Annotated in this window: 23 protein-coding genes; 14 read left to right on the forward strand and 9 right to left on the reverse strand. The window is 66.3% G+C overall.

Annotation, left to right across the window (positions count from 1 at the left end):
- Positions 1–8 precede the first annotated feature (8 nt).
- A complete protein-coding gene (locus OLX23_RS12210; RefSeq protein WP_264445272.1) occupies positions 9–596 on the reverse strand; it encodes an urea carboxylase-associated family protein in 588 nt (195 codons plus the stop codon).
- Positions 593–1279 (reverse strand): guanitoxin biosynthesis heme-dependent pre-guanitoxin N-hydroxylase GntA, encoded by a 687-nt coding sequence (gntA, locus tag OLX23_RS12215; RefSeq protein ID WP_264445273.1) that lies wholly within the window; start codon positions 1277–1279, stop codon positions 593–595. The genes OLX23_RS12210 and gntA overlap by 4 nt, the downstream gene beginning before the upstream one ends.
- 232 nt (positions 1280–1511) lie before the next feature.
- Between gntA and OLX23_RS12220 the strand changes: the two genes are divergently transcribed.
- A complete protein-coding gene (locus OLX23_RS12220; RefSeq protein ID WP_264445274.1) occupies positions 1512–2870 on the forward strand; it encodes an MFS transporter in 1359 nt (452 codons plus the stop codon).
- Positions 2871–3370: 500 nt separating this feature from the next.
- Here the strand turns inward: OLX23_RS12220 and OLX23_RS12225 are convergent, their stop codons facing one another.
- From OLX23_RS12225 to OLX23_RS12235, 3 genes are all read right to left on the reverse strand, one after another.
- On the reverse strand, positions 3371–3787 hold the full coding sequence (locus OLX23_RS12225) for a Zn-ribbon domain-containing OB-fold protein (RefSeq protein ID WP_264445275.1): 417 nt from the start codon (positions 3785–3787) through the stop codon (positions 3371–3373).
- Entirely contained in the window at positions 3787–5034 is a 1248-nt protein-coding gene (locus OLX23_RS12230; protein ID WP_264445276.1) for a thiolase family protein, read from the reverse strand. Before OLX23_RS12230 ends, OLX23_RS12225 begins: the two co-directional genes overlap by 1 nt.
- A gap of 129 nt (positions 5035–5163) precedes the next feature.
- Positions 5164–5805: a hypothetical protein gene (locus tag OLX23_RS12235; protein ID WP_264445277.1), complete on the reverse strand. Its 642-nt coding sequence runs from the start codon at positions 5803–5805 to the stop codon at positions 5164–5166.
- Positions 5806–5941: 136 nt separating this feature from the next.
- Here OLX23_RS12235 and OLX23_RS12240 point away from each other — a divergent pair, with 136 nt between their 5' ends.
- The 11 genes from OLX23_RS12240 to OLX23_RS12290 all read left to right on the forward strand — a co-directional run bounded on the left by OLX23_RS12240 (position 5942) and on the right by OLX23_RS12290 (position 20476).
- Positions 5942–6595: a PilZ domain-containing protein gene (locus OLX23_RS12240; protein WP_264445278.1), complete on the forward strand. Its 654-nt coding sequence runs from the start codon at positions 5942–5944 to the stop codon at positions 6593–6595.
- Between the two features lie 129 nt (positions 6596–6724).
- Positions 6725–8248, forward strand: coding sequence for a TadE/TadG family type IV pilus assembly protein (locus OLX23_RS12245; protein ID WP_264445279.1), 1524 nt, complete (start codon positions 6725–6727; stop codon positions 8246–8248).
- Between the two features lie 13 nt (positions 8249–8261).
- A complete protein-coding gene (locus OLX23_RS12250; protein ID WP_264445280.1) occupies positions 8262–8879 on the forward strand; it encodes a TadE/TadG family type IV pilus assembly protein in 618 nt (205 codons plus the stop codon).
- Between the two features lie 23 nt (positions 8880–8902).
- The gene (locus tag OLX23_RS12255; RefSeq protein WP_264445281.1) at positions 8903–9529 is read left to right on the forward strand and encodes a TadE/TadG family type IV pilus assembly protein; all 627 of its coding nucleotides are present in this window, start codon (positions 8903–8905) and stop codon (positions 9527–9529) included.
- Positions 9530–9670: 141 nt separating this feature from the next.
- On the forward strand, positions 9671–10876 hold the full coding sequence (locus OLX23_RS12260; RefSeq protein ID WP_264445282.1) for an efflux RND transporter periplasmic adaptor subunit: 1206 nt from the start codon (positions 9671–9673) through the stop codon (positions 10874–10876).
- 7 nt (positions 10877–10883) lie between these two features.
- Positions 10884–14069, forward strand: coding sequence for an efflux RND transporter permease subunit (locus OLX23_RS12265; RefSeq protein ID WP_264445283.1), 3186 nt, complete (start codon positions 10884–10886; stop codon positions 14067–14069).
- Complete coding sequence (locus OLX23_RS12270) at positions 14066–15508, forward strand: efflux transporter outer membrane subunit (protein ID WP_264445284.1); 1443 nt, start codon at positions 14066–14068, stop codon at positions 15506–15508. Before OLX23_RS12265 ends, OLX23_RS12270 begins: the two co-directional genes overlap by 4 nt.
- A gap of 161 nt (positions 15509–15669) precedes the next feature.
- Positions 15670–18198: a TonB-dependent receptor gene (locus OLX23_RS12275; RefSeq protein ID WP_264445285.1), complete on the forward strand. Its 2529-nt coding sequence runs from the start codon at positions 15670–15672 to the stop codon at positions 18196–18198.
- Between the two features lie 123 nt (positions 18199–18321).
- The gene (locus OLX23_RS12280) at positions 18322–19068 is read left to right on the forward strand and encodes an energy transducer TonB (RefSeq protein ID WP_264445286.1); all 747 of its coding nucleotides are present in this window, start codon (positions 18322–18324) and stop codon (positions 19066–19068) included.
- Positions 19069–19080: 12 nt separating this feature from the next.
- A complete protein-coding gene (locus tag OLX23_RS12285; protein ID WP_264445287.1) occupies positions 19081–19764 on the forward strand; it encodes a Fe2+-dependent dioxygenase in 684 nt (227 codons plus the stop codon).
- A gap of 112 nt (positions 19765–19876) precedes the next feature.
- Entirely contained in the window at positions 19877–20476 is a 600-nt protein-coding gene (locus OLX23_RS12290; protein ID WP_264445288.1) for a hypothetical protein, read from the forward strand.
- Between the two features lie 10 nt (positions 20477–20486).
- On the opposite strand, the gene OLX23_RS12295 is transcribed toward OLX23_RS12290, so the two are convergent.
- The 4 genes from OLX23_RS12295 to OLX23_RS12310 are packed head-to-tail and all read right to left on the reverse strand — an operon-like array spanning position 20487 to position 23671.
- Positions 20487–21476, reverse strand: a complete 990-nt coding sequence (locus OLX23_RS12295) for an FAD:protein FMN transferase (protein ID WP_264445289.1) — start codon at positions 21474–21476, stop codon at positions 20487–20489.
- A gap of 11 nt (positions 21477–21487) precedes the next feature.
- A complete protein-coding gene (locus OLX23_RS12300) occupies positions 21488–22471 on the reverse strand; it encodes a DUF4198 domain-containing protein (protein WP_264445290.1) in 984 nt (327 codons plus the stop codon).
- A gap of 20 nt (positions 22472–22491) precedes the next feature.
- Positions 22492–23004 carry a DUF2271 domain-containing protein gene (locus OLX23_RS12305; RefSeq protein WP_264445291.1) on the reverse strand — a complete coding sequence of 171 codons (513 nt, stop codon included), beginning with the start codon at positions 23002–23004 and terminating at the stop codon, positions 22492–22494.
- 22 nt (positions 23005–23026) lie between these two features.
- Positions 23027–23671: a PepSY-associated TM helix domain-containing protein gene (locus OLX23_RS12310; RefSeq protein WP_264445292.1), complete on the reverse strand. Its 645-nt coding sequence runs from the start codon at positions 23669–23671 to the stop codon at positions 23027–23029.
- Between the two features lie 192 nt (positions 23672–23863).
- Here OLX23_RS12310 and OLX23_RS12315 point away from each other — a divergent pair, with 192 nt between their 5' ends.
- Both OLX23_RS12315 and OLX23_RS12320 read left to right on the forward strand, forming a co-directional pair.
- The gene (locus tag OLX23_RS12315; protein WP_264445293.1) at positions 23864–24274 is read left to right on the forward strand and encodes a UrcA family protein; all 411 of its coding nucleotides are present in this window, start codon (positions 23864–23866) and stop codon (positions 24272–24274) included.
- 134 nt (positions 24275–24408) lie between these two features.
- Positions 24409–25185: an isocitrate lyase/PEP mutase family protein gene (locus OLX23_RS12320; RefSeq protein WP_264445294.1), complete on the forward strand. Its 777-nt coding sequence runs from the start codon at positions 24409–24411 to the stop codon at positions 25183–25185.
- Positions 25186–25413: the final 228 nt, after the last annotated feature.

A 25413-nucleotide genomic window follows, 5' to 3' on the forward strand; every position in this document is an offset into this window, starting at 1 on the left:
AACCATGGTCAGCGCTCGATGCGATAGTCGATCGGCTTGAAACTGCCGCCGTTGCTCGCATAGGCGGAGCAGGCGGTCAGGCCGATGATCAAGTCCTCCTCGGCGCGAAAGGTCACGCTGTCGCCGGGCTTGCCCGGCGGGGGCAGGACTTCGATCCTGCCGTCGGCGGCGACCGGCACGTTCATGAAGCAGTTGAACGCCACCGGGATGCTGTCGGGCTCGATTCCCCAGGGCGCCAGCGCTTCGGCCAGGTTGCCGAAGCAGCCGCGGTGGACGGGCTTGTCGGGATAGAAGTGGCGGAAGGTATCCGCGCTGCAAGGCGTCAGCAGGAAATCGTGGCAGCCGACAGTATCGGCCTCGATCGTCAGCAACACGCGGCTGCGGTTCGACCAGAGGCGATTACCCGTGGTGAGCCGGATCGTCTCCTCATAGTCGAGCGTGCGACCGTTGCTGAGAACCTCGCGCACGTCGTGGCGACCGAAAGCCAGCAGGTCGGCCACCTGGCAGCCTTCGGGATCGATCACCACCAGTCTTTCGCCCTTGGCCAGTTCGAAGGCGACGCCCGAGCGCGGCGGGATGCGGCCCTCATCACTCACGCGTCTTCGCTCCGCGGATCGCGGAACGGACAGCGCCAGCCGTCCTCGACCGCCCGGCCGCTGTATTGCGCGGCCTCGCTGACCTCGCCGTGGCGTGCGAGCATCGGGTTGATCGAACCGGCAAGGTCGACGTCGCGATCGAGGATCGTCTCGCGGATGCGCTCGTAACGACCCTCGGCGCGCAATTGCTCGAACTGGTCGTGCAGGTTGAACACCAAGGTCGGCCGCGCGAAGCGCCGGGCCGGGCGGCTGGCGTTGGGGTGAAGGCCGACCACAAAGAAGGCCTCGCCGCCGAAGCTCAGCGAGAAATGCGGATCCTCGGGATCGTGGCTGACGCGTTCGTCATAGGGCTGCGCGAGCCAGGCGTCCTTGTCGGCCAGCGACTGCACGCGTTTCCACAGCGCTTCCTCGAAATCGTGTTCCGACAGGTTATCCGGACCGGCGAAGATAAAGGCGATCGAGCGGAACAGGCCGGGGTTCTTGCGATAGTCCTTGGCCCAGGCGAGCAGTTCGCGGTGAATCTTCACGTCGTCCCAGCCGCTGACGATCGACCAGCAGCCGACGGTCTTGAGCGTGCCGCGCGACAGCGCGGATTTCGCGCCCACGCAAGGAAAGGCGCTATCGCGGACGAAATGCTCGAAGGCATCCTTCAGGCGCTGGTCTTCCAGCTCGTCGACAAGCATGGGATCGGTATCTCCGGGAAATTCAGGGCATTATGCGGTGGCCTCTGTCGAATGACGGGCAGCATGAATGGTTCCCGAAAGCCGGGTGAGCCGTGGTGCCGGGCGTGCCGCTTGATCGATCGTCCAAGCCTGCCGGCACGGCGTTGACCTTCGCGCAGCTTTTGCCCCAAGGCCGAACGAAAGATTGGGGCAGGATATGCAGGACAGGCCTTCAGCGGAGCATGCCGCCTCCGTGCCACCGTTTGCCGACGGATTGGCCGTGCCGCGCCGTTATGCCGCGGTCGTCGCGGTGTCGCTGGGCACGATGATCGGCGTGATCGATACCGGCAGCCTCAACATCGCCTTGCCCACGCTCGCGCAGGAGTTGCAGGTCGCACCCTCGTCGGTGGTGACGCTCGTCACCGCCTACCAGCTCGTGCTGATCATGACCGTGCTGCCGCTCTCGGCGCTGGGTGATCGGCTCGGTCATCGCCGGCTCTACCAGTATGGCCAGGCGCTCTACCTCGCGGCGACCTTGCTCTGCTTCGTCGCGCACAGCCTCTCCGCGCTGGTCGCCATCCGCGTCGCCCAGGCGCTCGGCGCAGCCGCGACCGCAAGCGTCGCTTCGGCGATGATCCGGCAGATCTATCCGCAGGCGCGGCTGGGGCGCGGCATGGCGCTCAATACGATGCTGGCGACCCTGGCCTCGACGATCGCACCCAGCCTCGGCGGCCTGATCCTGTCACACGCGCGCTGGCCGTGGCTCTTCGCGATATGTCTGCCGATGGGGGCGATCTCGCTGCTGATCGGGGGCAGGGCGCTGCCCGATCCCGTGCGCCACGCGGGGCGCTACGACCTGCTGGCGGCGTTGCTCTGCGCCGCGACCTTCGGTCTCGCCGTGGTCGGGATGGAGACGGCGGTTCACGGCGTGCCGTTGCTGATAACCGCGGCACTGCTGATCGCGGCGATCGTCATCGGCACGGCTTTCGTCCGGCGCGAGGCGCGACAGGAACATCCGGTCTTTCCCGTCGATCTCCTGCGCGACCGGCAGATCGCGCTGTCCTCGCTGGCGGGGCTCATGGGATCGATCGCGACGATGATCGTGATGATCACCCTGCCGTTCCGGCTGCAGCAGGAATTTCACTACACGCCGACCGAAGCGGGGCTGGTCTATGCGGCCTGGCCGATGGCGCTGGTCCTGTTCGCGCCGGTATCGGGGATCCTGTCCGATCGCTTTCGGCCCGGGTTGCTGGGCGTGGTCGGCACGGTGCTGGGCGTGACGGGTATGGTCCTGCTGGCCCATCTGCCCGCGCATCCGCAGCACATCGACATCATGTGGCGGCTGGTGGTCATCTCCGCCGGATCGGGCACTTTCTTCGCGCCCAATGCCCGCCAGATCATCTTCGCCGCACCGATGGTGCGCGCGGCGGCGGCGGGCGGGCTGACGCAGACCACGCGCATGACCGGTCAGGTCGTCGGCGCGACGGTCACCGCCGGCCTGCTCGCGCTGGGCCTCGGCGCCGGCGCCACGCCGTCGCTGGTCGCGGCGGCGCTGTTCTCGATCAGCGGGTTGTGCTGTCTCGTGCTCCTGGGCTTGCGGCCCAGGTCCTAGCCCGCGTGGACAAATCCAGAGCGGCAGGAAACGCCGACTTTGCAGCCATCTGAAAGGCAATCACTTCATCCCAATACCCGTCATCCCCGCGAAGGCGGGGATCCATCGCCCGCTCTCGCATCGAACCGCGGTGCAGGATGAAAGCTCCGGAGATGGATCCCCGCTTTCGCGGGGATGACGGGGTGAGGGGGCGTGCTGGGATCTTCGACAAGCTCAGACCGAGCGGGTGTGGAGGTCTAAAGGCGCGAACTTTAGCGGTCGTAAGGCGCGATCGCTGACGGCATCGACAGCCGAAGTGTATCACATACTCTCCGTCGCCCCGGGCTTGACCCGGGGCCCCGCTGTTCTTCAGCGCGGCGGTGCGACAAAGCGGGACCCCGGGTCAAGCCCGGGGTGACGGGTGAGGAATGGTGGAGATTCCACCTTTCAGAGTAAAACCCGCCGTTCCGCTCCCCAGACCGGCCATCCTCTGGAACGCTGAATTTGTCCGCGCTGCCCAGTCAGCCTTCGCGCTCGAATACCGGCAGCTTGAACGGCCCGGCCGAATCTTCGGCCTCGATGAAGCTTAACGTCACCGGCATGTCGGCCGAGAGGTCCTGCCAGCCGAAGCCCTGGGGATTGCTCATGAACAGCGGGCCTTCCGCGAGCTCGACGAGGATCGTGTCGTAGGGCACCGGCATCAGGCCGCGGTAGTAGTCACGCTCGAAGGTCGTCCAGCTCACCACCTTGCCGCGGCCCGACATGCGATCCCAGGCGAAGCCTTTCTCACCGCAGTTCTCGCACTTCTGCACCACCGGCCAGTGGACGTGGTCGCAGCTTTCGCACTTCTGCAGCCGCAGTTCGCCCTTGCCGCAATAGTCCCAGAAGGTGTCGTGGTGGCGGCCGAGCGTGCGATCGGGTCTTTTCTCGGCGGCCATCAGCGGTCTCCCCGGACGAAAACGATGGGATGGGTCTGGTCGGTCTGCGCTAGGTTGGTCATCGAGACCTGCGCGCCGGGCACCTGGTAGCGCCCCGCCTCGCCGCGGAGCTGGCGCACGGCCTCGGCGACCTGGCTCCAGCCCTGCATGTAGGCTTGGCTGAGGTTGCCGCCCGAGGTGTTGGTCGGGATGCGGCCGCCCACGGTCATCTGCCCGTCGCGGCAGAAGGCGAGGCCGGTACCCGGCTCGGTGAAGCCAATGCCCTCGACCTGATTGATCAGGTGAAATGACGATGCGTCGTAGCCTTCGAAGTGCTGGACCTCGGCCAGGCTGACCCCGGCCATGGCCAGCGCCTGGGCGCTCGCTTCCTGCAATTGCGGGCGCAGCTGCTCGCGCACCATGACGTGCATCTTGTTCTTCTTGACCTTGGAATGGCCCCAGCCGGCGACGTCGACCGGCACATGCGCGAGGTCGCGCGCCATGTCGGCGCGGCGGACGATCAGGCAGACTGCGCCGTCGTTGACCACGCAGATGTCGAACAGGTGCAGCGGCCGCGTGATGTAGCGCGAGCCCATGTAGGCTTCGAGCGTCAGCTCCTTGCGCATCACCGCCTGCGGTTGCGCCATCGCGTGCTCGCGAACCTGGCGCGCGACGTGAAACAGATCTTCCTCGCCGACGCCGTACTTCCACTGGTAATGCCCGAAGATCAGCGCCCAGTGCGCCGCCTGCGACGACCAGCCCCAGGGGTGGTAATAGTAATAGGACGAAGGCGTGCGATCCTCGGTGTCGGGATCGGCGACGCCGCCGGTCGAATGCGTCATGCCGCCGAACAGCCGCCCCGCGCTGCGCGAGGCGACGGCGAAGAGCATGGCGATCGTATCGGCCTTGCCCTCGGCGATCGCGGCGCAGGCGACGGGCAGGGGGCCGGCCATGATGTTGCCGTTGGCCTGGGCGAAGCGCGCCTTGACCCCGAGCATCTTCGCGACCTCGTCGGCCGGCGGGCCGCCATAGGTGAACGAGGTGGTGATGCCGTCGATGTCCTCACGCCGCAGCCCGGAATCGGCCAGCGCGCGCTCGAAGGCGGTGGTGAGCAGCGTTTCCTCGGTGGGCGGGACCCAACCTTCGGGGCGCGCGCGCTCGGCCTGATAGTCCGCACCGTAGTCGGTCTCGCCGATGCCGACGATCGCGGTCTTGCGGCTCAGCGCAGGGTCCGACGGGGGCATGGTGATGGCGCCGTAGTCCGCCATGATCGATCTCTTCCTCTCCGGTTCGACGATGGCCTCGGCCTCGCCTTTGCGCGACCAGTGTGGGGCACGGAGAGAGGTGGCGCAATCGCTATTGTGACACTTCGTTCGCCTGATGGACGAAAAAGTGGGTCACGCCGGCGGAATTTCATCCTGATCGTTGGCCCAGTCGAGGCACCAGCGCACCGACTCCTGCGCGACGAGTGCGGCTTGCAGTTCGTCGCTGTCACCCTCGGCCTCGAGCATGGCGACGCGGCGGTCGACCGCATCTTCTTCAGCCAGGATGAGTTTCCGATAGTTGTCGAGCGTGATCTCGCGCGCCTGCAAGGCCTCGAAGGCTTCTTCGAGCCGGCCAAGCACGGCCTGGTCGTAGTCGGCCGGGGCGTCGTCTTCGGTTTCCGCGGGCTCTGCTTCTGCCGCTGGCTGTGTGGCGGGCTCTGCGAAGGGCTCGGGCGCCGGCGCGAAGTCCGCTGCGAGCGGGGTGAAAGTCTCGGGTTCCTGCTCGGGCTCCGGCTCGGGCTCGGGCTCGGGTTCGAATTGCGTGGCCGGAACGGCTTCGGGCATCGGTTCGGGCGGGGTGTCCCATTCGGTGTCGACGAAGGATTGCAACTGCCGTCGGCGGGTGGGCTCGGCCGGCACCACTTCGGTCGGGTTCGGCACGCCCTCGAGCGTCGGGCCCTTGGGCTTCCGTCGGCGCCAAGCCACCATGGCAAGGCCGATGATCAGGACCACGACGAGCGCGGCGATCGCGAGCTGGGGAAGCGTAAGGGTCATAGGCAAGGCTCGAACCTATCTGCGTACAGGATTGAACATACTGGGCCAGGATTAACCGATTTTAAAGCGCCGCTGGTCATAGTCGGTTTACCAAGCGAGGCGGGAACCGCCCATGGCCCTTGGTAGAAGGAAAAACATGAGGCAGGCAGCACAGGACGCGGCGGTTCACAGCCAGGCGTTCGTCGAAATGCGCGAGGCGCCGCGTTCGTCGCTGATGTTCCGCACGGCCAAGCTGCTGTGCGAGAGCGGCGAGTACGTCTGCGTGGTCCGCGACATCTCCGCGACCGGCGCACGCGTGCGCCTGTTCCACGCGCCGCCGCCCGACACCCACCTGTTTCTCGAACTCGCCAATGGCGACCGCTACGGGCTGGAGCGCATCTGGCACCGCGACGATCACATGGGCTTCCGCTTCTCGTGCACGATCGACGTCGACCACTTCATCGCCGAACCCAGCCTCTATCCGCGCCGCCCGATCCGGCTGAAGCTGCAGCGACCGGCCGACGTCGTCGCCGATGGCATCGCCAGCCCCGCGGTCCTGCTCGACATCTCGCAGCAGGGCGCGCGCATCGAGGCGGGCCGCAAGCTCGCGCTCGAACAGAAGGTGCGCATCGCGATCGAAGGGCAGCCGTCGCGGCTGGGCTGCGTCCGTTGGCGCAGCGGCTACACCCACGGCGTGGTGTTGCAGCAGACCTTCAAGCTCGACGAACTGGCCAATTTCGCGCTGGCGCTCCAGCCTTTCGGCGCGACCGATCCCAATGCGCCGGCGCCGGTGTCTCTGCGCTACGCCTGATGCGGCCGCGCGGCGGCTGCGGCGGGAATTTAAGGCTAGTTTAACTGTTGATCAATCTCCCTGCTGTAGGAGCGGCAGGGTTGTATTCCATCGACAGGGGCGTCGTTGATGTTTCATCGAGCAAAACGCTTGGCCACGCGGGTCTTTCGCGACCGGCGCGGCAGTGCGCTGCCGTTGATGGCGGCTGCTCTGCTTCCGACGATGCTGGCGATCGGCGGCGGCATCGACATGGCGCGCGCCTACATGGTCAAGAGCAAGCTGCAGGAAGCCGTCGACAGCGCGGCGCTGGCGGGTCGGCGCTCGATGACCAAGGAAGACATCGAAACGGCGAAGAACGACGTCAAGGCCTTCCTGAATTTCAATTTTCCCACGGGCACTTATCAGATCACACTTAGCGATCCGGTGATCACGAAGCCTGATGTCGGCACTGTCCGTGTCGCGGTCACGGCCACGGTGAGAACTACCATCATGTCGCTGGTCGGGATCAAGACGATACCGATTTCGGTGGTTGGTGAGGCCAAGCAGAACTTCGACAACGTCGACATCGTGCTCGTTCTCGACACGACCGGATCGATGGCAGGGACGAAGCTCGACGCTCTGAAGGATGCCGTTCGCGCGCTCTATAAGGAACTCGAACCCGCCCAGCAGGAACTCTCGAAACAGGGGCTGCGGATGCGGTTCGGCATCGTGCCCTATGCCGCGACGGTGAATGTCGGCAAGGTTCTCTTGGGCAAGAGCAGCACCTACATCCAGACTACCAACCTTTCCTATTACCATTGGCGCAAGGCCAACGGCAATTGGAGCTTTGGCCAGCGTACCTACAATCTGCAGACGTTCGTCGGTGGCGGGGCCCTGGGAAATATCAATGGAAACGGCGACAATCAAACCGCCACCTGGACGGGTTGTATCGAGGAACGCAAGACGGTCAATTCGATTACCGCGAACGATTCCCGATCGGGTCCGCCATCGGATGCGAACGATCTTAACATAGATCTCATTCCGGGTACCGATGTCGATACGAAATGGCGGCCCTATCTCTTCGATCCCACGGGCGGCGTTGCTCTTCCCAAGGGCAGTGTCGACAAGTATTGCCCGTCGGAGGTCATTCCTCTGAAGGAAATGACGTCGGATGATCTGGATAAAGAGCTCGGAAAGCTCGTGGCCCAGGGGTCGACCTACCACGATATCGGCATGATCTGGGGTACGCGGTTGATTTCTAATGGCGGTGTGTTCGGTTCAGGAAACCCGACCGAATACAAGCAGCGCAAGGTTCAGAAGTACATCATCTACATGACCGATGGTCAGATATCCGCGCCGCGCGATTTCTGCACCAGTCGGGGGTGCAGCAATGTTGGCGAGCATAGCGACGCCTACTCCGCCTGGGGCATCGAGGGCTATGATCAGCGTGTTGGCGCGACCAGCGATTCCGACAGCAACGACCGTCATACCAAGCGCTTCCTGATGGCGTGCAACGAAGCCAAGGCCCGTGAGGTGTCGATCTGGACTGTCGCCTTCGGCACGGGGAGCGTGGCTTCGCTGGATTCTTGCGCCAGCAATAAGGATCAGGCGCTGGTGGCGGACGATCCGGACGAGTTGGTCGAAAGCTTTTCAGCGATCGGTCGCAACATCGGTCCTTTGCGGATCTCGAAATAAGGAGCGTCGGCGCATGAATCTCGCGAAGAAACTCCTGCGAGACCAGGACGGCATTACAGCAGTCGAGTTCGCGATCGTGGCGCCGGTCATGCTGCTGCTCATCATGGGGGCCATCGAGATGGGCTTCATGATGTTTCAGCGGTCGCATCTGGACGGCGTTTTGCGCACCGCGGCGCGCATGGCCGTCACCGGCGACACGACGACCAATGGTCAGGACGGGGCGCTGATCGACGCTTATGTCAAGAAAGCCGTGCCTCTGGTCAAAGGCGGGAGCGTCGATATCACGAAGCAGTTCTACGACGCCTTCACCCAGGTGCGGAAACCGGAGAAGAAATACACGGATACCTCCACTCCGCCCTATTGCTTCGATGACGTCAACGGTAATCAGAAATGGGACACCGACCCTTCCAGGACGGGCCTTGGCGGCGCCGATGACATCATCAATTATAAAGTGACGCTGACCTACGACGCCTTGTTCCCGCTCGTCACGAACGTCGTGACCAAGAACAAGCAGGTCACACTGGTGTCGCAGATCACGCTGCGCAACGAACCGTTTGCCGGTGGCACGGACCAGCAGGTGAAGAAGTGCTGCGTGTCGGCCGCAGCGGGCAATCCGGTGACCTGCACATGAGGCGGCGTCCGAAGAAAATGGTCATGGGCACGTTCAAGCTCTTGCGCCGGCTACGATCCGATCGCGGCGGTGTAGCCTTGCTCGAATTCGCGCTATCGCTGCCGCTGTTGATCACGATCACCGTTTCGGGGCTCGAGATCGCTTGGTACGCCCTGTGCAACCAGCAGATAAACCAGTTGGCCTCGCAGGCGGCGGACAACGCCGCGAGGGTCAAGAACACGATCGACGAGACCGACATCAACGAGATCATGGCAGCGACCACGCTCAATGGCGCGCGGCTGGATTTCAACAATCGTGGCCGCGTGATCATTTCGTCGATCCAGCTCAACGACGCAAAAAACGGCCAGTGGATCCGGTGGCAGCGTTGCACGGGGAGCAAGAGCGTGGCTTCGGCTTATGGCGCCGAGGGCAAGGGCAAGACCGACTCCTCACTTACCGGCATCGGGAGTAGTACGCCTAAGATGACGGCTGCCGCAGGCGTCGCGATCATCCTGGCCGAAGTGCGGTTCGATTATAAGCCGCTCATAACCAGCAGGCTTTTCGGAACCACGACGATGAAGGCTGAGCAGGCCTACGTCGTGCGTCAGCGTACCGATCTCAGCCTCACGAACACCACGAATATCGCATCCGGCTCCAAGCTGACCTGCTGAGTTCTGTTGCGGTGCGATAGCGGGCGGCGGGTCCTCGTCTGAAACCGGCGAGGCGTTGCTGCGACCGGGCGCGAACGGCAATATGGGTTCGCGACAAACTGATACTTGACAGTACGGCTGGCGTTCCGGATTTGGTTGCACATGCGAACCACTCCCCGGCCGCCACGGCGCGATTCTGCGCTCATTCAGACAGTTGCCGCGGTTTTGCTGACCCTGGCCGTGTGCGCCTGCAGCAAAGGCGAGGGAAATTCGCGCGACAAGGGGCCGCCCGAAGTCGGTTTCCGCGTGATGCAGGCCACCTCGGTGCCGATCGTCACCGAACTTCCGGGCCGGATCACCGCCTTGCGCACGGCCGAAGTGCGCCCGCAGATTTCGGGGGTGATCCTCAAGCGGCTCTATGCCGAGGGCGCGCTGGTTCGCCAGGGGCAGCCGCTCTACCAGATCGACCCCAGTATCTATCGTGCCGCGGCGGCGCAGGCTTCGGCCAATCTCGCCAGCGCCCAGGCCCAGGCCGAGGCGGCGCGGGCCAAGGCCGATCGCTTCCGCCCGCTCGCGCGCGAGCAGGCGATCGCCCAGCAGGACTATACCGACGCGTTGGCCGCGTCGCGTGCCGCCAATGCCGCGGTCGCGCAGAACCGCGCCGCGCTGAACACCGCGCAGATCAACCTGCGCTTCGCGACTATCCCCGCGCCGCTTACCGGTCGCATCGGCCGTTCGCTGTTCACTGAGGGTGCGCTGGTGACCACCGGCCAGGCCGATCCGCTCGCGGTGATCTCGGTGCTCGATCCGATCTACGTCGACATCCAGCAGAGCTCGTCCGAACTGCTCCAGCTGCGCCGCCAGCTTGCCGCGGGCGGGGTCGCGCCGGTCACGGCCGAGGTCCGGCTCAAGCTCGACGACGGCAGCGACTACGAACTGCCGGGCACGGTCGAATTCTCCGAAGTCACCGCCGATCCCGGCACGGGCACGGTCACGCTGCGCGCGCGCTTCGCCAATCCGCAAGGGCTGCTGATGCCCGGCATGTTCGCGCGGGCGCGCTTCGCCCAGTCGCGCGTGACCGGCGCCTTTCTCGTCCCGCAGGCGGCGCTGACCCGCGATCCCAAGGGCAATGCCGAGGTCTATGTCGTCGGGCCCGACAACAAGGCGGTGATCCGCACGGTCACCGCCGTCCATACCCAGGGCAACGACTGGATCGTCACGCAGGGGCTCAAGGCGGGTGATCGCGTGATCATCCAGGGGCTGGGCAAGGTGCGGGCGAACCAGCCGGTCAAGCCGGTGCCCGAAACCGCATCGCAGGCGCCGCGGACGGGGGATCAAAAGTCGCCCGCTGCGGGCAAGGCGGGCTGATCCCCGCATGTCGCGGATATTCATCGACAGGCCGATCTTCGCCTGGGTCATCGCCATCATCACGATGCTGCTGGGGCTCATCACCCTGCGGTCTCTGCCGGTCGAGCAATATCCCGACATCGCGCCGCCGCAGGTCAACATCCGCGCCAACTATCCGGGCGCTTCGGCCGAGACGCTGGAGAACAGCGTCACCCAGGTCATCGAGCAGCAGCTGACCGGCATCGACGGCCTGCTCTATTTCAGCTCGCAGTCGTCCTCACGCGGGCGCGCCTCGATCAGCGCCACCTTCGAGAAGGGCACCGATCCCGACATCGCCCAGGTCCAGGTGCAGAACCGCGTGCAGCAGGCGCTGAGCCGCCTGCCGCAGCAGGTTCAGCAGCAAGGCGTCACCGTCACCAAGTCGAACCCCGACTTCCTGATGGTGATGGGCATCTACGACACCACTGACAAGTCCTCGAACCTCGACGTCGCGGACTTCATGGTCTCGAACCTCCAGGATTCGCTGGGCCGTATCGAGGGCGTGGGCGAGACCGACGTGTTCGGATCGCAATATGCGATGCGCATCTGGCTGGACCCGGCGAAGCTTGCCGGTTTCTCGCTGGTTCCCGGGGACGTCGTCAGTGCGGTCCAGGCGCAGAACACCGAGGTCGCCGCGGGCGAGATCGGCGCCGTGCCGAGCCCGCAGGGGCAGATGCTCAACGCCACGGTCACCGCGCAGTCGCGTCTGTCGAAGCCCGAAGAATTCGCCAAGATCGTGCTCAAGACTTTGCCCAGCGGCGCGATCGTGCAGCTCAAGGACGTCGCGCGGATCGAGCTCGGCGCCGAGAACTATGGCGTCATCGGCCGGATCAACGGCCACCCCGCGGCGGGCATGGCGATCAGCCTCTCGCCGGGCGCCGACGCGCTGCTCACGGCCGAGCGGGTGAAGGCGATGATTGCTGAGAGCTCGAAGAGCTTCCCCGCCGGCTACAAGGTCGCCTATCCGAACGATTCGACGATCTTCATCGAGAAGTCGGTCGAGGACGTCGTGGTGACTCTGGGCGAGGCGATCGTCCTCGTCGTCATCGTCATGTTCATCTTCCTGCAGTCGTGGCGCGCGACCCTGATCCCGGCGATCGCCGTGCCGGTCGTGCTGCTCGGCACGATCGCGGTGTTCGGCGTGGCCGATTTCAGCATCAACACCTTGACCCTGTTCGGCATGGTCCTGGCGATCGGCCTGCTCGTCGACGACGCGATCGTCGTGGTCGAGAACGTCGAGCGCCTAATGGCCGAGAACCCGGGCATGACTCCGCGCGAGGCGACGATCCAGTCGATGCAGGAGATCCAGGTCGCGCTCGTCGCGATCGCGCTCGTGCTGTCGGCCGTGTTCTTGCCCATGGCCTTCTTCGGTGGCTCGACGGGCGTCATCTACAAGCAGTTCTCGCTGACGATCGTCTCGGCCATGGTGCTCTCGGTGCTCGTGGCGCTGATCCTCAGTCCGGCGCTGACCGCGACCCTGCTCAAGCGCCACGAGGACGAGGATCACGAGGGCTTCGTCGGCCGCAATTCGATGCGCATGCGCGTGTGGTTCGATCGCCATTTCTCGCGGCTGGTCGAATGGCACCAGGCGCGCACGGTCCACGTCATCGATCGCAAGCGCCGCTATCTCGTGCTCTACGGCCTCGTCGTGGTGCTGCTCGCGGTGCTGTTCCTGCGCCTGCCGACGGGCTTCGTGCCCAACGAGGATCAGGGCGTCGCGGCGCTGCAGTACCAGCTTCCTCCCGGCGCCACGCTCGAGCGTACGAACGAGGCGGCGCGCCAGATCGAGGACTATTTCCAGAAGAACGAGGCCAAGAACATCTACTCGCTGCAGACCGTCGCCGGCGGCGGTGGCGGCGGTGGCGGCGGCCAGAGTTCGGGCCGTGGCTTCCTCGGTCTCAAGAACTGGGACGAGCGTCCGGGCAAGGAGAATTCGGCCGAGGCGATCACGCGGCGCGCCACGCGCGCGCTGTCTTCGCTGCGCGATGTGGAGTTCTATGCGGTCGTACCACCCTCGGTGCGCGGCCTCGGCCAGTCGACGGGCTTCACCGCCGAACTGCTCAATTCGAGCGGCATGAGCCGCGAGGCCTTCCGCCGCGTGCAGGAGGACATCGTGGCCGAAGCGCGCGGCAATAGCGCGCTGGCCAACGTGCGCCTGTCCTCGCTGCCCGATCAGCCGACGCTCAAGGTCGATGCCGATCCACAGAAGCTTTCGGTGCTCGGGCTCAGCCAGGCCGACGTCAACGCGACGATGTCGACGGCCTGGGGCGGGCGCTACGTCAACGACTTCAACGACCGCGGCCGCGTCAAGCGCGTCTTCGTCCAAGGTGACGCGCCGTACCGCTCGCATCCCGAGGACCTCGGCCTCTGGCAGGTGCGCGGGTCGAGCGGCCAGATGGTGCCGATCTCCGCAATCGCCGCGATCGGCTGGAGCAATGCGCCGATCAACCTCTCGCGCTTCAACGGCGTCTCGAACTACGAGCTCAACGGCCAGGCCGCGCCGGGCACCAGTTCGGGCGAGGCGATGAACGCGATCGCCGCGATCGTGGCCAAGTATCAGGGCGTGTCGATCGCCTGGGCCGGCGCTTCCTACGAAGAGCGCTTGTCCTCGGGCCAGGCGCCGTTCCTCTACGTGCTGTCGCTGCTGGTGGTGTTCCTCTGCCTCGCCGCGCTCTACGAATCCTGGTCGATCCCGGTCGCGGTGCTGCTGATCATCCCGCTCGGTCTGATCGGTGCGGTCTTCGCCGTGACCCTGCGCGGGCTCGAGAACGACATCTACCTGCAGATCGGCCTGCTGACGACGATGGGGCTCGCGGCGAAGAACGCGATCCTGATGATCGAGTTCGCCGAACAGGCCGAGCGCAAGGGCGCGCGGATCATCGACGCCGCGCTCGAGGCGGCCAAGACCCGCCTGCGGCCGATCCTGATGACGAGCTGCGCCTTCATCTTCGGCGTGCTGCCGCTGGCCATCGCCAATGGCGCGGGTGCCAACAGCCGCATCGCCATCGGTACGGCGGTGATCGGCGGCATGCTGACCGCGACCCTGCTCGCCGTGTTCTACATTCCGCTGTTCTTCGTTCTCGTCCGCCGCGGCGTGCGCGACGGCATGAAGAAGTTCCACGATCACTATCATCCGCTGACCGGTCCCACGCCCGAAGAGGAGCCGCTGGTATGAGGCGCGCGCTTCTCCTTCTGGCGGGCGTGTCCGCGCTCGCGGGCTGCTCGATGGCGCCCAAGTATGCGACGCCCGATCTGCCCGTGCCGCCGACCTGGCCTGCGGGGGACGCCTATCTGCGGCAGAGCGAGGCGGCGCTGCCCTCCTATTCCTACCGCGACGTCTTCCCCGATCCGCGGCTGCGCGCCGTGCTCGACCAGGCGCTGGCGAACAACCAGGATGTCGCCGCGGCGATCGCCAATATCGAGTCGGCGCGCGCGCAGTATCGCATCCAGCGCGCCGACCTGTTCCCGCAGATTTCGGCGACGGGATCCTATCGCGCGATCAAGGGCGCGAACGTCCAGGGTGGTACCGCGGTCGGCAACGGTGGCGCCGGGGTGCGCGAGACGATCACCGCCCAGGCCTCGATCACCAACTGGGAAATCGACATCTTCGGCCGCATCGCCTCGCTGACCGGCGCGGCGCGGCAGCGCTATCTCGCGAGCGAAGAAGCCGCGCGCGCGACGCGGCTGACCCTGGTGTCCGACGTCGCCGAGGCCTGGATCGCCTATGGTCTCGATCGCAGCCTGCTGCAGACCGCGCAGAAGACCGCCGAGGCCGCACGCGAGTCCGCGCGGCTGACCCAGCGCCGGCTCGACGGCGGCGTCGCGCCGCGCAGCGACCTGCGCCAGGCGCAGATCGTGCTCGAGACCGCGCAGGCCGATGTCGCCAACCAGACCACCTTGGTCGCGCAGGATCTCAACGCGCTGCAACTGCTCGTCGGCGCGCCGGTCGATGCGGCGAACCTGCCCGCGAGCGTCGAGGATGCCGGCAGCCAGCTGCGCGAGGTCCCCGCGGGTCTCGATTCGACGGTGCTGCTGCGTCGGCCCGACGTGATCCAGGCCGAGTATCAGCTCAAGGCCGCCAATGCCGAGATCGGCGCGGCGCGCGCGGCGATGTTCCCGCGGATCACTCTGACCGGGCTGCTCGGCTTCGCTTCGGACGCGCTGGGCAGCCTGTTCGACGGTGGCAACTTCAACTGGCAGGCCGGCGGCAACGCCAGCTATTCGATCTTCCGCGCGGGGGCTCTGCGCGCGGGTGTCGACCAGAGCGAGGCGCAGCGCGACGCGGCGCTCGCCGCCTATCGCAAGGCCGTGCAGGGGGCCTTCGCCGACGTCGCCGACACGCTCGCGCGGCGCGGCACGATCGACGAGCAGTTGCGGGCGGTGCGCGCCGGACGCGACGCCGCGGCGGACAACCAGCACCTGGCCGAACTGCGCTATCGCGGCGGGGTCCAGTCCTATCTCGAGGAACTGTCGGCGCGGCAGTCGCTCTATGGTGCCGAGCGCACCCTGGCCAACGTCCAGCGCGTCCGCGCGAGCAATCTCGTCGCGCTCTACCGCTCGCTCGGCGGCGATCCGCTGGCCGATGCGCCGAGCCCCGCCAGCGCGCCGCGCTAGCTTTCACACCCAAAATCCCAGCCGAGGAATGACCCGGCGGCCGCGGCCGTCGTTGCATTTTTGCATCAAAAGCTAGTGACTCTGAGAATCATTCGCAGTTCTGTTGACACTGCGAAAGACTCGCAATAGCAGGCCCCCACATTCATGAGGGGTACACCAAGATGATCAAGCCTTCCGCCGCCAAGCCGGCGTTCCTTGCCCTGTCCTGCGTCGGCGCCATCGCCACGGCATCGGTCGCGCACGCCCAGGAGCAGAAGCTCGGCGGCGTCACCGTCACCGACACGGCGATCGACGAGAACCCGGTCAAGGTCGAAAAGGCGGAATCGCCCAAGTACACGGCGCCGCTGCTCGACACCCCGCAGACGATCACCGTGATCTCGAAGGCTTCGATCCAGCAGCAGAACCTGCTGACCCTGCGCGACGTGCTGCAGACCGTTCCCGGCATCACCTTCGGCGCGGGCGAGGGCGGCTTCGGCTATGGCGACCGCATCATCCTGCGCGGCCAGGACGCCAAGAACGACGTCACCATCGACGGCGTGCGTTCGTCGGCCTTCCTCAACCGCAACGAGACCTACAACATCGAGCAGGTCGAGGTGACCAACGGCGCCAACTCGGTCTACAACGGCGGCGGTTCGGTTGCGGGCACGATCAACCTCGTGACCAAGCGCCCGCTGGCCGAGGACCAGAGCCTGATCAGCGCCGGCATCGGTACCGACAACTACTATCGCGGCACGGTCGACATCAACAAGCGCGTCAGCGACCTGATCGCCGTGCGCCTCAACGCCGTCTACCACAAGAACGACGTGCCCGGCCGCAAGGTCGAGAACTTCGAGCGCTGGGGCGTCGCCCCGGCGATCACGATCGGCATCGACAGCCCGACCAACCTGACGCTCCAGTACGAGCACCTCGATGACGAGGCGATGCCGCAGTACGGCCTGCGCTACTACGCGCACCTCGGCGGCTTCCTGCCCGAGTTCGACCGCGAGGGTTACTACGGCTTTGCCAACCTCGATCGCCAGAACTCGCTGACCAACGCCTTCCAGGCGATCTTCAGCCACGAACTGGGCGAGGGCGTGAAGATTCGCAGCCTGACGCGCTACGAGAACATTCGCCAGGATACGGTGACCAGCCAGCCGAACGGCACCTTCTGCCTCGCCAACGGTCTGCAGCCGTCGGCGATCCCGACGGTCATCGGCACGCCGATCCCGGCCGGTACCGCCTGTACGGCGGCGATCCAGACCGCGGCGACGGGTGCGGCGACGACGCTCAACATCCCGGCGGGCTACTACCTGCCCACCGGCGGCCGCGGCGTGAACCGTCTGATCGAGAACGACACCGCCTATACCCAGCTCGACCTCAGCGCCGAGTTCGACACCGGCGGTCTGCACCACTCGCTCGTGGTCGGCGCCTCGGCGCTGTGGGAAGGCTTCGAGCAGCGCCAGGGCAACATCAACCGCACCGCGCAGGGCTATGATCCCTATGCCGCGCCGTTCACCTCGACGACGACCAACGGCGTCACCACGATCGCCGCCAACCCGCTCTACAACGCGGGCGCCAGCCTCGGCTTCTATCTGCCGCTGGTGAACATCGGCGATCCGGCCGCGACGATCACCGGCCCCGCCGCGACGACGGGCCTGGCGCGCGTCTACGGCAGCAACAACTACGTCGGCCCGGTGAACTTTATCCTCGGCAGCCGTAACAAGGGCAACCGCCACGCCTACGCGGCCTATCTGTTCGACACGATCAAGTTCGGCCAGATGTTCGAGTTCAACGGCGGTATCCGTTACGAGAAGGCCGCGGGCGAGAACCGCACGCAGTCCTACTCGACCACCCCGGGTGCCACCCTGGGCAATCCGACCACGCAGACCGGGCCGTTCGTCAACAGCGACAGCCTGTTCTCCTATCGCGTGGGCCTCGTGTTCAAGCCGACCCCGGACATCAGCCTCTATGTCGCGCATGGTTCGTCGAAGAACCCGTCGCAGGCTTCGGTCGATGCCTCCTGCGCTGCCGACAGCTGCAACCTGCGCCCCGAGACGACCAAGAACTACGAGATCGGCGTCAAGGCGGACCTGTTCAACAAGGGCCTGCTGCTCACCGCCGCGCTGTTCCGCAACGATCGCGACTCGGTGCGCGTTGCTTCGGGCGATCCGTCGATCCCCGATCAGCAGCTCGACGGCCGCCAGCGCGTCCAGGGCGTCTCGCTCGGCGCTTCGGGCAACATCACCGAGAACTGGACCGTCTCGGCGAACTACATGTACCTCGATGCCAAGCTGCTCCAGGGTGGTTCGGACCGTTGCTTCGCCGATCCGCTGGCGACCGGCTGCTCGGCCACGATCATCCTGCCCGGCGCGCGCCTGACCAACGCACCCGAGCATTCGGGCAGCCTGTTCACCTCGTACCGTTTCCCGTTCGGTCTCGAGGTCGGCTACGGCCTGACCTATCAGGGTAGCTTCGTGCTCAACCAGCCGACGGTGACCGTGCCCAACACGATCATCTACAAGGTGCCGAGCTACACGATCCATCGCCTGATGCTGGGCTATACCGTCACCGACAACCTCAAGGCGCAGATCAACGTCCAGAACCTGACCAACGAGAAGTACGTGACGACCGTCCGCAACTCGGTTGCCGGCTCCTGGGCCACGCCGTCGCAGGACCGCTCGGCCGTGTTCAGCCTCAACTACTCGTTCTGATCGGTATGCCCCGGCATCTTCGGATGCCGGGGCGCCGGCTTTGATCGGCATCAAAGATCGTGCAATTGATTCGCATTACGATTTGCGATAGGGCGCGAACTTCTCAGGGACGGTGGGGCGATCATGCTTCGGTTGGCTGATACGGACGAGTTCCCGGTAACGGGCATGGCCAGCGCGAGCGACATCGCGGCCAGCGCTGCGCCGCAAGCGCCGTTCGTTCGCGGCGGCCGTTATGGCGAGGATCGCCGGTTCAGCCCCAAGACCGTGGCCGGTGTGATCGCCGCGCATGTCGGCGCCTTCGTCATCGGCATGTATCTGCAGCCGCACTTCCACAAGCCCACCGAGCATCGCCTGAAGATGGTCGAGATGCGGCTCGACAGCCCGCCCAAGCCGCCCGAGCAGCAGAAGGAACAGAAGGCCGAGACGGTCAAGCTGGAGGTCAAGCCCTACAGTCCGCCGCCGCCGATCCCGCTGGTCTCGTCGGTGACGATCGCGGTCGATCCCGCGCCGCAGCCGGTCGTGGTCGCGCCACCGGCGCCGCCCGCGCCGCCGGCTCCACCCGCGCCGCCGTCGCCGCCGAGCATGATCCAGGGCGGCAACATCGGCACGCAGATGATCTCGGCCAAGCCGCCGCGCTATCCGATGGATTCGCGCCGCAAGCACGAGCAGGGCACGGTCGTGCTCACCGTGACGCTCGGCGCCGACGGCAAGGTCGCCAGCGTGACCGTGTCGCGTTCGAGCGGCTTTGCCAGCCTCGACAATGCCGCGCGCGATGCCGTGCGTCAGTGGCGCTGGGCGCCAACGATCCGCGACGGCCAGCCGGTCATGGTTCGCGGCGTCGTCGAGATCCCCTTCGTCCTCCAGGGCTGAAAGCCGCTTCCGATGCTCATCGCCATTCCCGACGTCCTCGATGCAGAGGCCCTGGCGCGCGTGCGCGCGATCATCGACCAGGCCGACTGGATCGACGGTAATGCCACCTCGGGCTACCAGTCGGCGCTGGCCAAGCGGAACCACCAGCTGTCCGAGGACAATCCGGCGGCGCAGGAGGCGGGCGCGCTCGTGCTCGACGCGCTCGGCCGCAACCCGCTGTTCATCGCTGCGGCATTGCCGCTCAAGATCTATCCGCCGCTGTTCAACTCCTACGAGGGCGGCGAGACCTTCGGCGTGCACATCGACAGCGCCGTGCGCATCCGCCGCGGCACCGACTTCCGCGTGCGCACCGATCTGTCGGCGACCTTGTTCCTCGAGGATCCCGACAGCTACGACGGCGGCGAACTGACGATCGAGGGCCAGTTCGGCGCGCAGCAGGTCAAGCTGCCGGCCGGGCACATGATCCTCTATCCCTCGTCGAGCCTCCACCGCGTCGAACCTGTCACGCGCGGCCGGCGTGTGGGCAGCTTCTTCTGGATCCAGTCGATGATCCGCGACACCGAGGCGCGCCGCACCCTGTTCGAGATGGACTCGGCGATCCAGGCGATCGCACAGGACCGCGGCCAGGACGATCCGGCGATCATCCAGCTAACCGGTGTTTACCATAACCTGCTGCGTCGCTGGGCCGACAGCTGAGGCGTGGCGCCGCGCACGGGGCTATCCCGGGCGTACGGTAACCTTTCGCTAACCACGCTCGTTTACCGCTGGCTCCCGCGTTTCGGAATTTTTCCGATCGGGAGGCCAAGTCATGACCGTGTCGCTCAGCTCCGTCCTGTCGAGCTACGGCTACAACAGTACCAGCACCACCAAGACCGACGCGAGCGCGGCCGTGAGCGCGGCGATGGCGAAGCTCGCGAAAGCCGAGAGCACGACCACAACGACTCAGAGCACCTCGGGAACCCAGGTCACCATTTCCGCCGCCGCGCTGGCCGCCGCGACGGCCAAGGAAGACAACGAGAAGGACGCTTCGGTTCTGGCCAAGGAAGTGCGTGCCGCGCTCGACAGCCAGTACACCGCCGGCACGAAGAAGGGCGATGCCGATCTCACCGAACTGTCCGGCCGCGCGCTCGCGATCGTCGCGCTGAACAAGGATGGCACTTTCAGTGCTGCCGAGACCCGTGCCGCCAAGGAGGCGCTGCGCGAGGACACGCGGCAGAGCTTCGTCAGCGCCATGGGCAGCGGCGACGCCTACAGCATGATCGCGAACTACAGCAAACAGCTGGCCTCGCAGTACGATGCGATGAGCCCCGAGGAGCGCCAGGCGCGTGGCTGGAGCGAGGACTTCCGCAACACCAACGCCGACTTCGCGACCAATTTCGAGATGCCGTCGCTGTTCGACCAGATCTAGGTTTCGCCGCTCAGTCCAGCATTGTCCTCAGCGCGGCGGAGAGCAGCTCTTCCTCGCCTGCGATCATGTAGACGGCCAGCCCTTCGGCATCGGCCAGGGCGATGCCTTCGGTCGCACCGAGCACGGTCAGCGCCGTCGCCCAGGCGTCGGCCATCATGCAGCTTTCGTGCAGCACGGTCACCGAATGGACCGCGTTCGCTACGGGTCGCCCCGTACGCGGATCGAGCGTGTGCGCGTGACGCTCACCTCCCGCGTCGAGCCAGCGGCGATAGTCGCCCGAGGTGGCGACGGCTTGCTCGTGCAGCGCCATGCGCAGCGGCGCGAAGCGCGCCTGTGGCGGCCGCTCGATCTCGACCCACCAGGGCTGCCCTTCGGGCTTGAGCCCGTGGCCGCGCAGTTCGCCGCCGACCTCGAGCAGGAAATGGCGCAGGCCGCTGGCCAGCAGGTGCTCGGCGGCGAGATCGGCGCCGAAGCCTTTCGCGATGGCCGAGAGATCGAGCCGTGCCGATGCGGTCCGCCGGGCGCGCAGACCCGGTCCGTCGAAGTCGATGCCGCCGGCGACGGCCGCGGTGGTCGCAGCTTCGGCCGGCGCGTCGTCGGGAGCCGGAGCGGGGCCGAAACCCCAGAGATCGACCGCGGCGCCCAGCGCCGGATCGAAAGCGCCGCCGCTGCTTTCGGCGACCTGCAATGCGGCCTTGAGCACGCGCGCGAATTCGGGGGGCAGACTTTGCCAGGTGCCCGGTGCGGAGCGGTTGAATCGCGAGATGTCCGAGGCGGGCTCCCACTGGCTCATCTGCGCGACGACGCGGTCGAGCGCGGCCTGGACGGTCCTGGCCGTGTCAACCGGCGCCGAGACCGCGCTGAGCGACCAGCGCGTGCCCATCGTCTCGCCAGCGAACTGCGCGATCCGCCCCGCCGAGTCGCGCGCCGCGAAGGCGGCGGGCGAGAGCGTGGGCGGGATCAGGATGCGCGGTTCGCCGTCCGGCGAAACGGGGGGCACCGGAAGAGGGGTCAGCCGACCACCTCTACCGTCATGATGTAGCTGTCGCGGCGTTGCGGCGGCGTGATGGGTCGCCCGGCGAAACCACCGGGACCGCCAGGGCCACCCGCTCCGGCACCGGGACCACCAGGTCCGCCCTGGCCGCCGGGACCGGCACCTGGGCCACCCGGGGGCGGACCACCGGCACCACCGCCCGGTCCACCCTGACCACCACCCTGGCCGCCACCGGGACCTTCGCCGCCGGGCCGGCGCACCGGCGAGCTGACGCTCACCCAGTACATGCCTGCCTTGGGCCAGGTCAGCGTGACCTTGCCCTCTGCGTCGGTCTTGACGTCGATCTGCGTGAGGCCGTTGCTGTAGCGCGAACCGCCGGCGACCGCGGTCACGGGCAGGTCGGCCGCGGGCTTGCCGTCGAGCAGGAACTGGAAGGTCGCAGGCTCGTCGACGCCGAGATTGTTGGGATGGGTCACGGGAACCATTTCCAGGCCCTTGCCGGTCGGCTTGAACACCGTGTCGGTCGGCTCGCCAGCGGTGACGAAGGTCTCGATGCGCTGGTTGTTCGGCGCCTGCCAGACATCGGTGGCACCGGCGGGCACGGCCGTGGCCATGGTCTCTTCGGTGGTGCCGCGCGGCAGCATCTTGCGCTCGCCGTTCAGCATGTAGCTGCCCGAGATCTGGTTGGCCACGGCGGCGATCTTGTAGGTGCCGGGCTTGGTCAGGTGCAGGTCGAAGGTCGCGCGCAGCTTGCCGGTCGACGCGTTTTCGGCTGCGACGACCGTTCCGTCGGGCGCCGTCGTCACCGGCTTCCACGGCGGGGCGAAGGAATCGATGTAGAACAGGTTCTCCGAGATGGCGGCGTCGACCGTCATCCAGTTGTCGCCAGCGGTGAACATCGTGTCCGACGGCAGCAGCCACGGACGATGGGCCTGCGCGGCGGTTCCGGCGAACAGCATCGCCGTACTGACGAACAGTGCGGACTTACGGAATTTCATCATGGTCGCTCCCCCTTCGGATTTCAGCGGCGGACGGTCAGGCTGACGGCGCCCAGTTCGGCCGAACCGGCGGCGCGGCCCGAAGCCTGCGAGCCCGACCAGTTGAACGGCACGCGCACGACCTCGCGGCCGCCGTTTTCGCGCGCGGCCTCGATCACCAAGGTATAGGCGCCGTTGGCCAGGGTGCCGACGGGCAGGTTGACGCGCTGCGGCCCGGGGGCCTTGGTGGCGCCCGAGACGCCGTCGGCGGGCAGGGTCATCGAGCGGCCGGCGACGCGCCACCAGGCGCGCAGGTCGTTGACCCACTTGAGCCCGCCATTGTTGCGCTTGCCCTGATCGTACCAGACCGAGAGCGTGCGCGCGGGGGCGCCGGTCTTCTCGAGCCAGATCGCGACATAGGGCTTGTGATATTCGGCCACCGACAGCCGCGGCAGCGCGACCGAGAGGTCGATCGTGTCCGCCATGGCGGGCGTGGCGAGTGCGCTGGCGGCGCCCAGCGAGACGCCGGTCAGAACGATGCGATGGGTCAGCTGCATGAATTGGCTCCCTGTGAGAAGATCAGTGAATGAAAACGAGGGCGATGGCCGCGGGAATGACGAAGCCGCCCGCGACCAGTGGCCAGGTGCTCTTGCGGTTGTGCGCGTGGAGCCAGAGCAGGACGAGGCCGGTCAGCGCGAAGACCAGGCAGGCGAAGGCGAAGACGTCGATGAACCACGACCATTCGCCGCCCGAGTTGCGGCCCTTGTGGAGGTCGTTGAGGTAGGCGATCACGCCGCGGTCGCTGTCCTCGCTGGTCGCCTCGCCGGTCTCGCGGTCGAGCGAGACCCAGGCGTCGCCGCCGGGGCGTGCCAGCGGCAGATAGACCGTGTCGAACGACCATTCGGCCTCGCCGCTGGTGTCGACCTTGAACTCCTTCGCCACCCAGGCGGCGAGCTGCGGCGGCAGCACCTTCTTGCTGTCGGGCTTGTCGTCTGGTGCGATCAGTGGTTGCAGCGATGCCGGGACCTGCGCGGCGTGTTCGGTGACCGCCGCCTTGCCCTCGATGTCGGCGGCATGGTTCAGCGTGAAGCCGGTGACTGCGAACAGCACCAGGCCGATCAGGCTGAGCGCCGAGCTCATCCAGTGCCACATGATGATCTGCTTGAGCCAGAACGACTTGCGGCTCTTGGCGCGCGGTTTGGGGCTCGGCGTCGGGTTTGGCATCGGCGCCGTGAAATCCTGTAAAATGTGGGCTGAAGACGGCGAATCGCATATCGCGAACGATTCTCATTTACAATACATCACCGTGTATCAACGCTGATACAGCTCGCCTCGTCGCAAGCGCGAAACCGGCCCTGCGGGGCGACGTTTCCTGCCCGGGAGTGGGGACAGAAGAACCGACGAAAGGACGCTCTTATGTCTCGCTTGTTGATCGCCAGCGCCGTGGCCCTGGCCGCCGTCCTGCCCCTGGCTCCGGCCTCTGCGCAGTCCGGCTATTCCGACCCTTCGATCACCGTCACCGCGCCGCGGATGCGCACCGAGGGACGCAGCGCCAGCGGCGCGCCGATCCGCACGATCGAAACCGATTCCGTGGTCTATCATGGCGACCTCGACCTGCGCACGCGCGCGGGCCGTCGCGAGTTGAATCTGCGTGTCGAGGCTGCGGCCGACGAAGCCTGCGGTTTCCTCGAGCAGCACTACCCGATGAGTGACCCGCTCAACACGCCGCGCCAATGCCGCAACAGCGCGGTGAACATGGCCCAGGCGCAGGTCCGCGACAGCGTCGAACGCGCAGCGCTCTACGATGGCGTCTACGACGGCGAGTAATCTCGATCTTTCCCGAACCGATTGAAAAAAAGGGGAGGCTCCCTCGGGCCTCTCCCTTTTTTCTTGAAGCGATGTCACGAAAGCGGCTGGCTGATCGTCTGGTCCTGACAGACGATCGATCCGGGAGCCAGACCATGACGAAAATCGACAAGCCATCGCGCGATCTCGCCGCCGACGCCGAGCGGCTGCGCGCGCTGCACGTTCCGGGTACGCCCTTGCTTCTGGCCAATGCCTGGGATCCGACCGTGGCGCAGGCGGTTGAGGCGGCGGGCATGCCGGCCGTGGCGACAGCCAGCGCGGTGGTGGCGCCGGTCGCCGGCTACGAGGATCACGGCCACATGCCGCCTGACGTCGCCTTCGCCGCGATCGCCCGGATCGCCGCCGCCGTGTCCTGCCCGGTGACCGCCGATCTCGAAGACGGTTATGGCCTGCCTGCGCGCGAATTGGTCGAACGCCTGCTCGCGGCGGGCGCATGCGGGCTGAACCTCGAGGACAGCGACCATCGCGGCGGCGGTCTTGTCGATGCTGCTGTGCAGGCCGATCGCATCGCGGCGATCCGTCAGGCCGGCGAGGACCTCGGTGTACGCGTGGTGATCAACGCACGCGTCGACGTGCACATGCAGCAGGGCGAGGCGGCCGAAGGGCTCGAACGTGCGCGGCTCTATCGTGCGGCCGGCGCCGACTGCATCTATCCGATCTTCCTCGCCGATCCCGCGCTCGTGCGCGAGCATGTCGCGCTCGGTCCCGTGAACTTGCTGGCCCATCCGGGCGGCATGGCACTGGCCGAGATCGCCGAACTCGGCGTGGCACGGATCAGTGTGGGGCCGCTGCTCCACCGGGCGATGATCGCGCGCGTGCGGCAGGCGGCCGAGGCCATGGCGAACATGAACGACACAGGTCTCTGGCAATGATCGCGCGGTCTGCAAATCTCGATTGACGCAACGAAATGCCCCGCCAACATTGCGCGTGCAGGTCGCGCGATTCTTCGGCGCGGTATCGCCGGGCATAATAAGACCATGGGAGAAGATGCCGACAAAACGGCAACGTCATCCCGGTTGATCCCCGATCTAATCGTGCGGCCTGCTTCCCATCCCGCGATAGCCATATTCTGTCGGATATAGCGCCCTTTCGCGCACTGG

Source organism: Novosphingobium sp. JCM 18896 (assembly GCF_025938095.1).
GTDB lineage: Bacteria > Pseudomonadota > Alphaproteobacteria > Sphingomonadales > Sphingomonadaceae > Novosphingobium.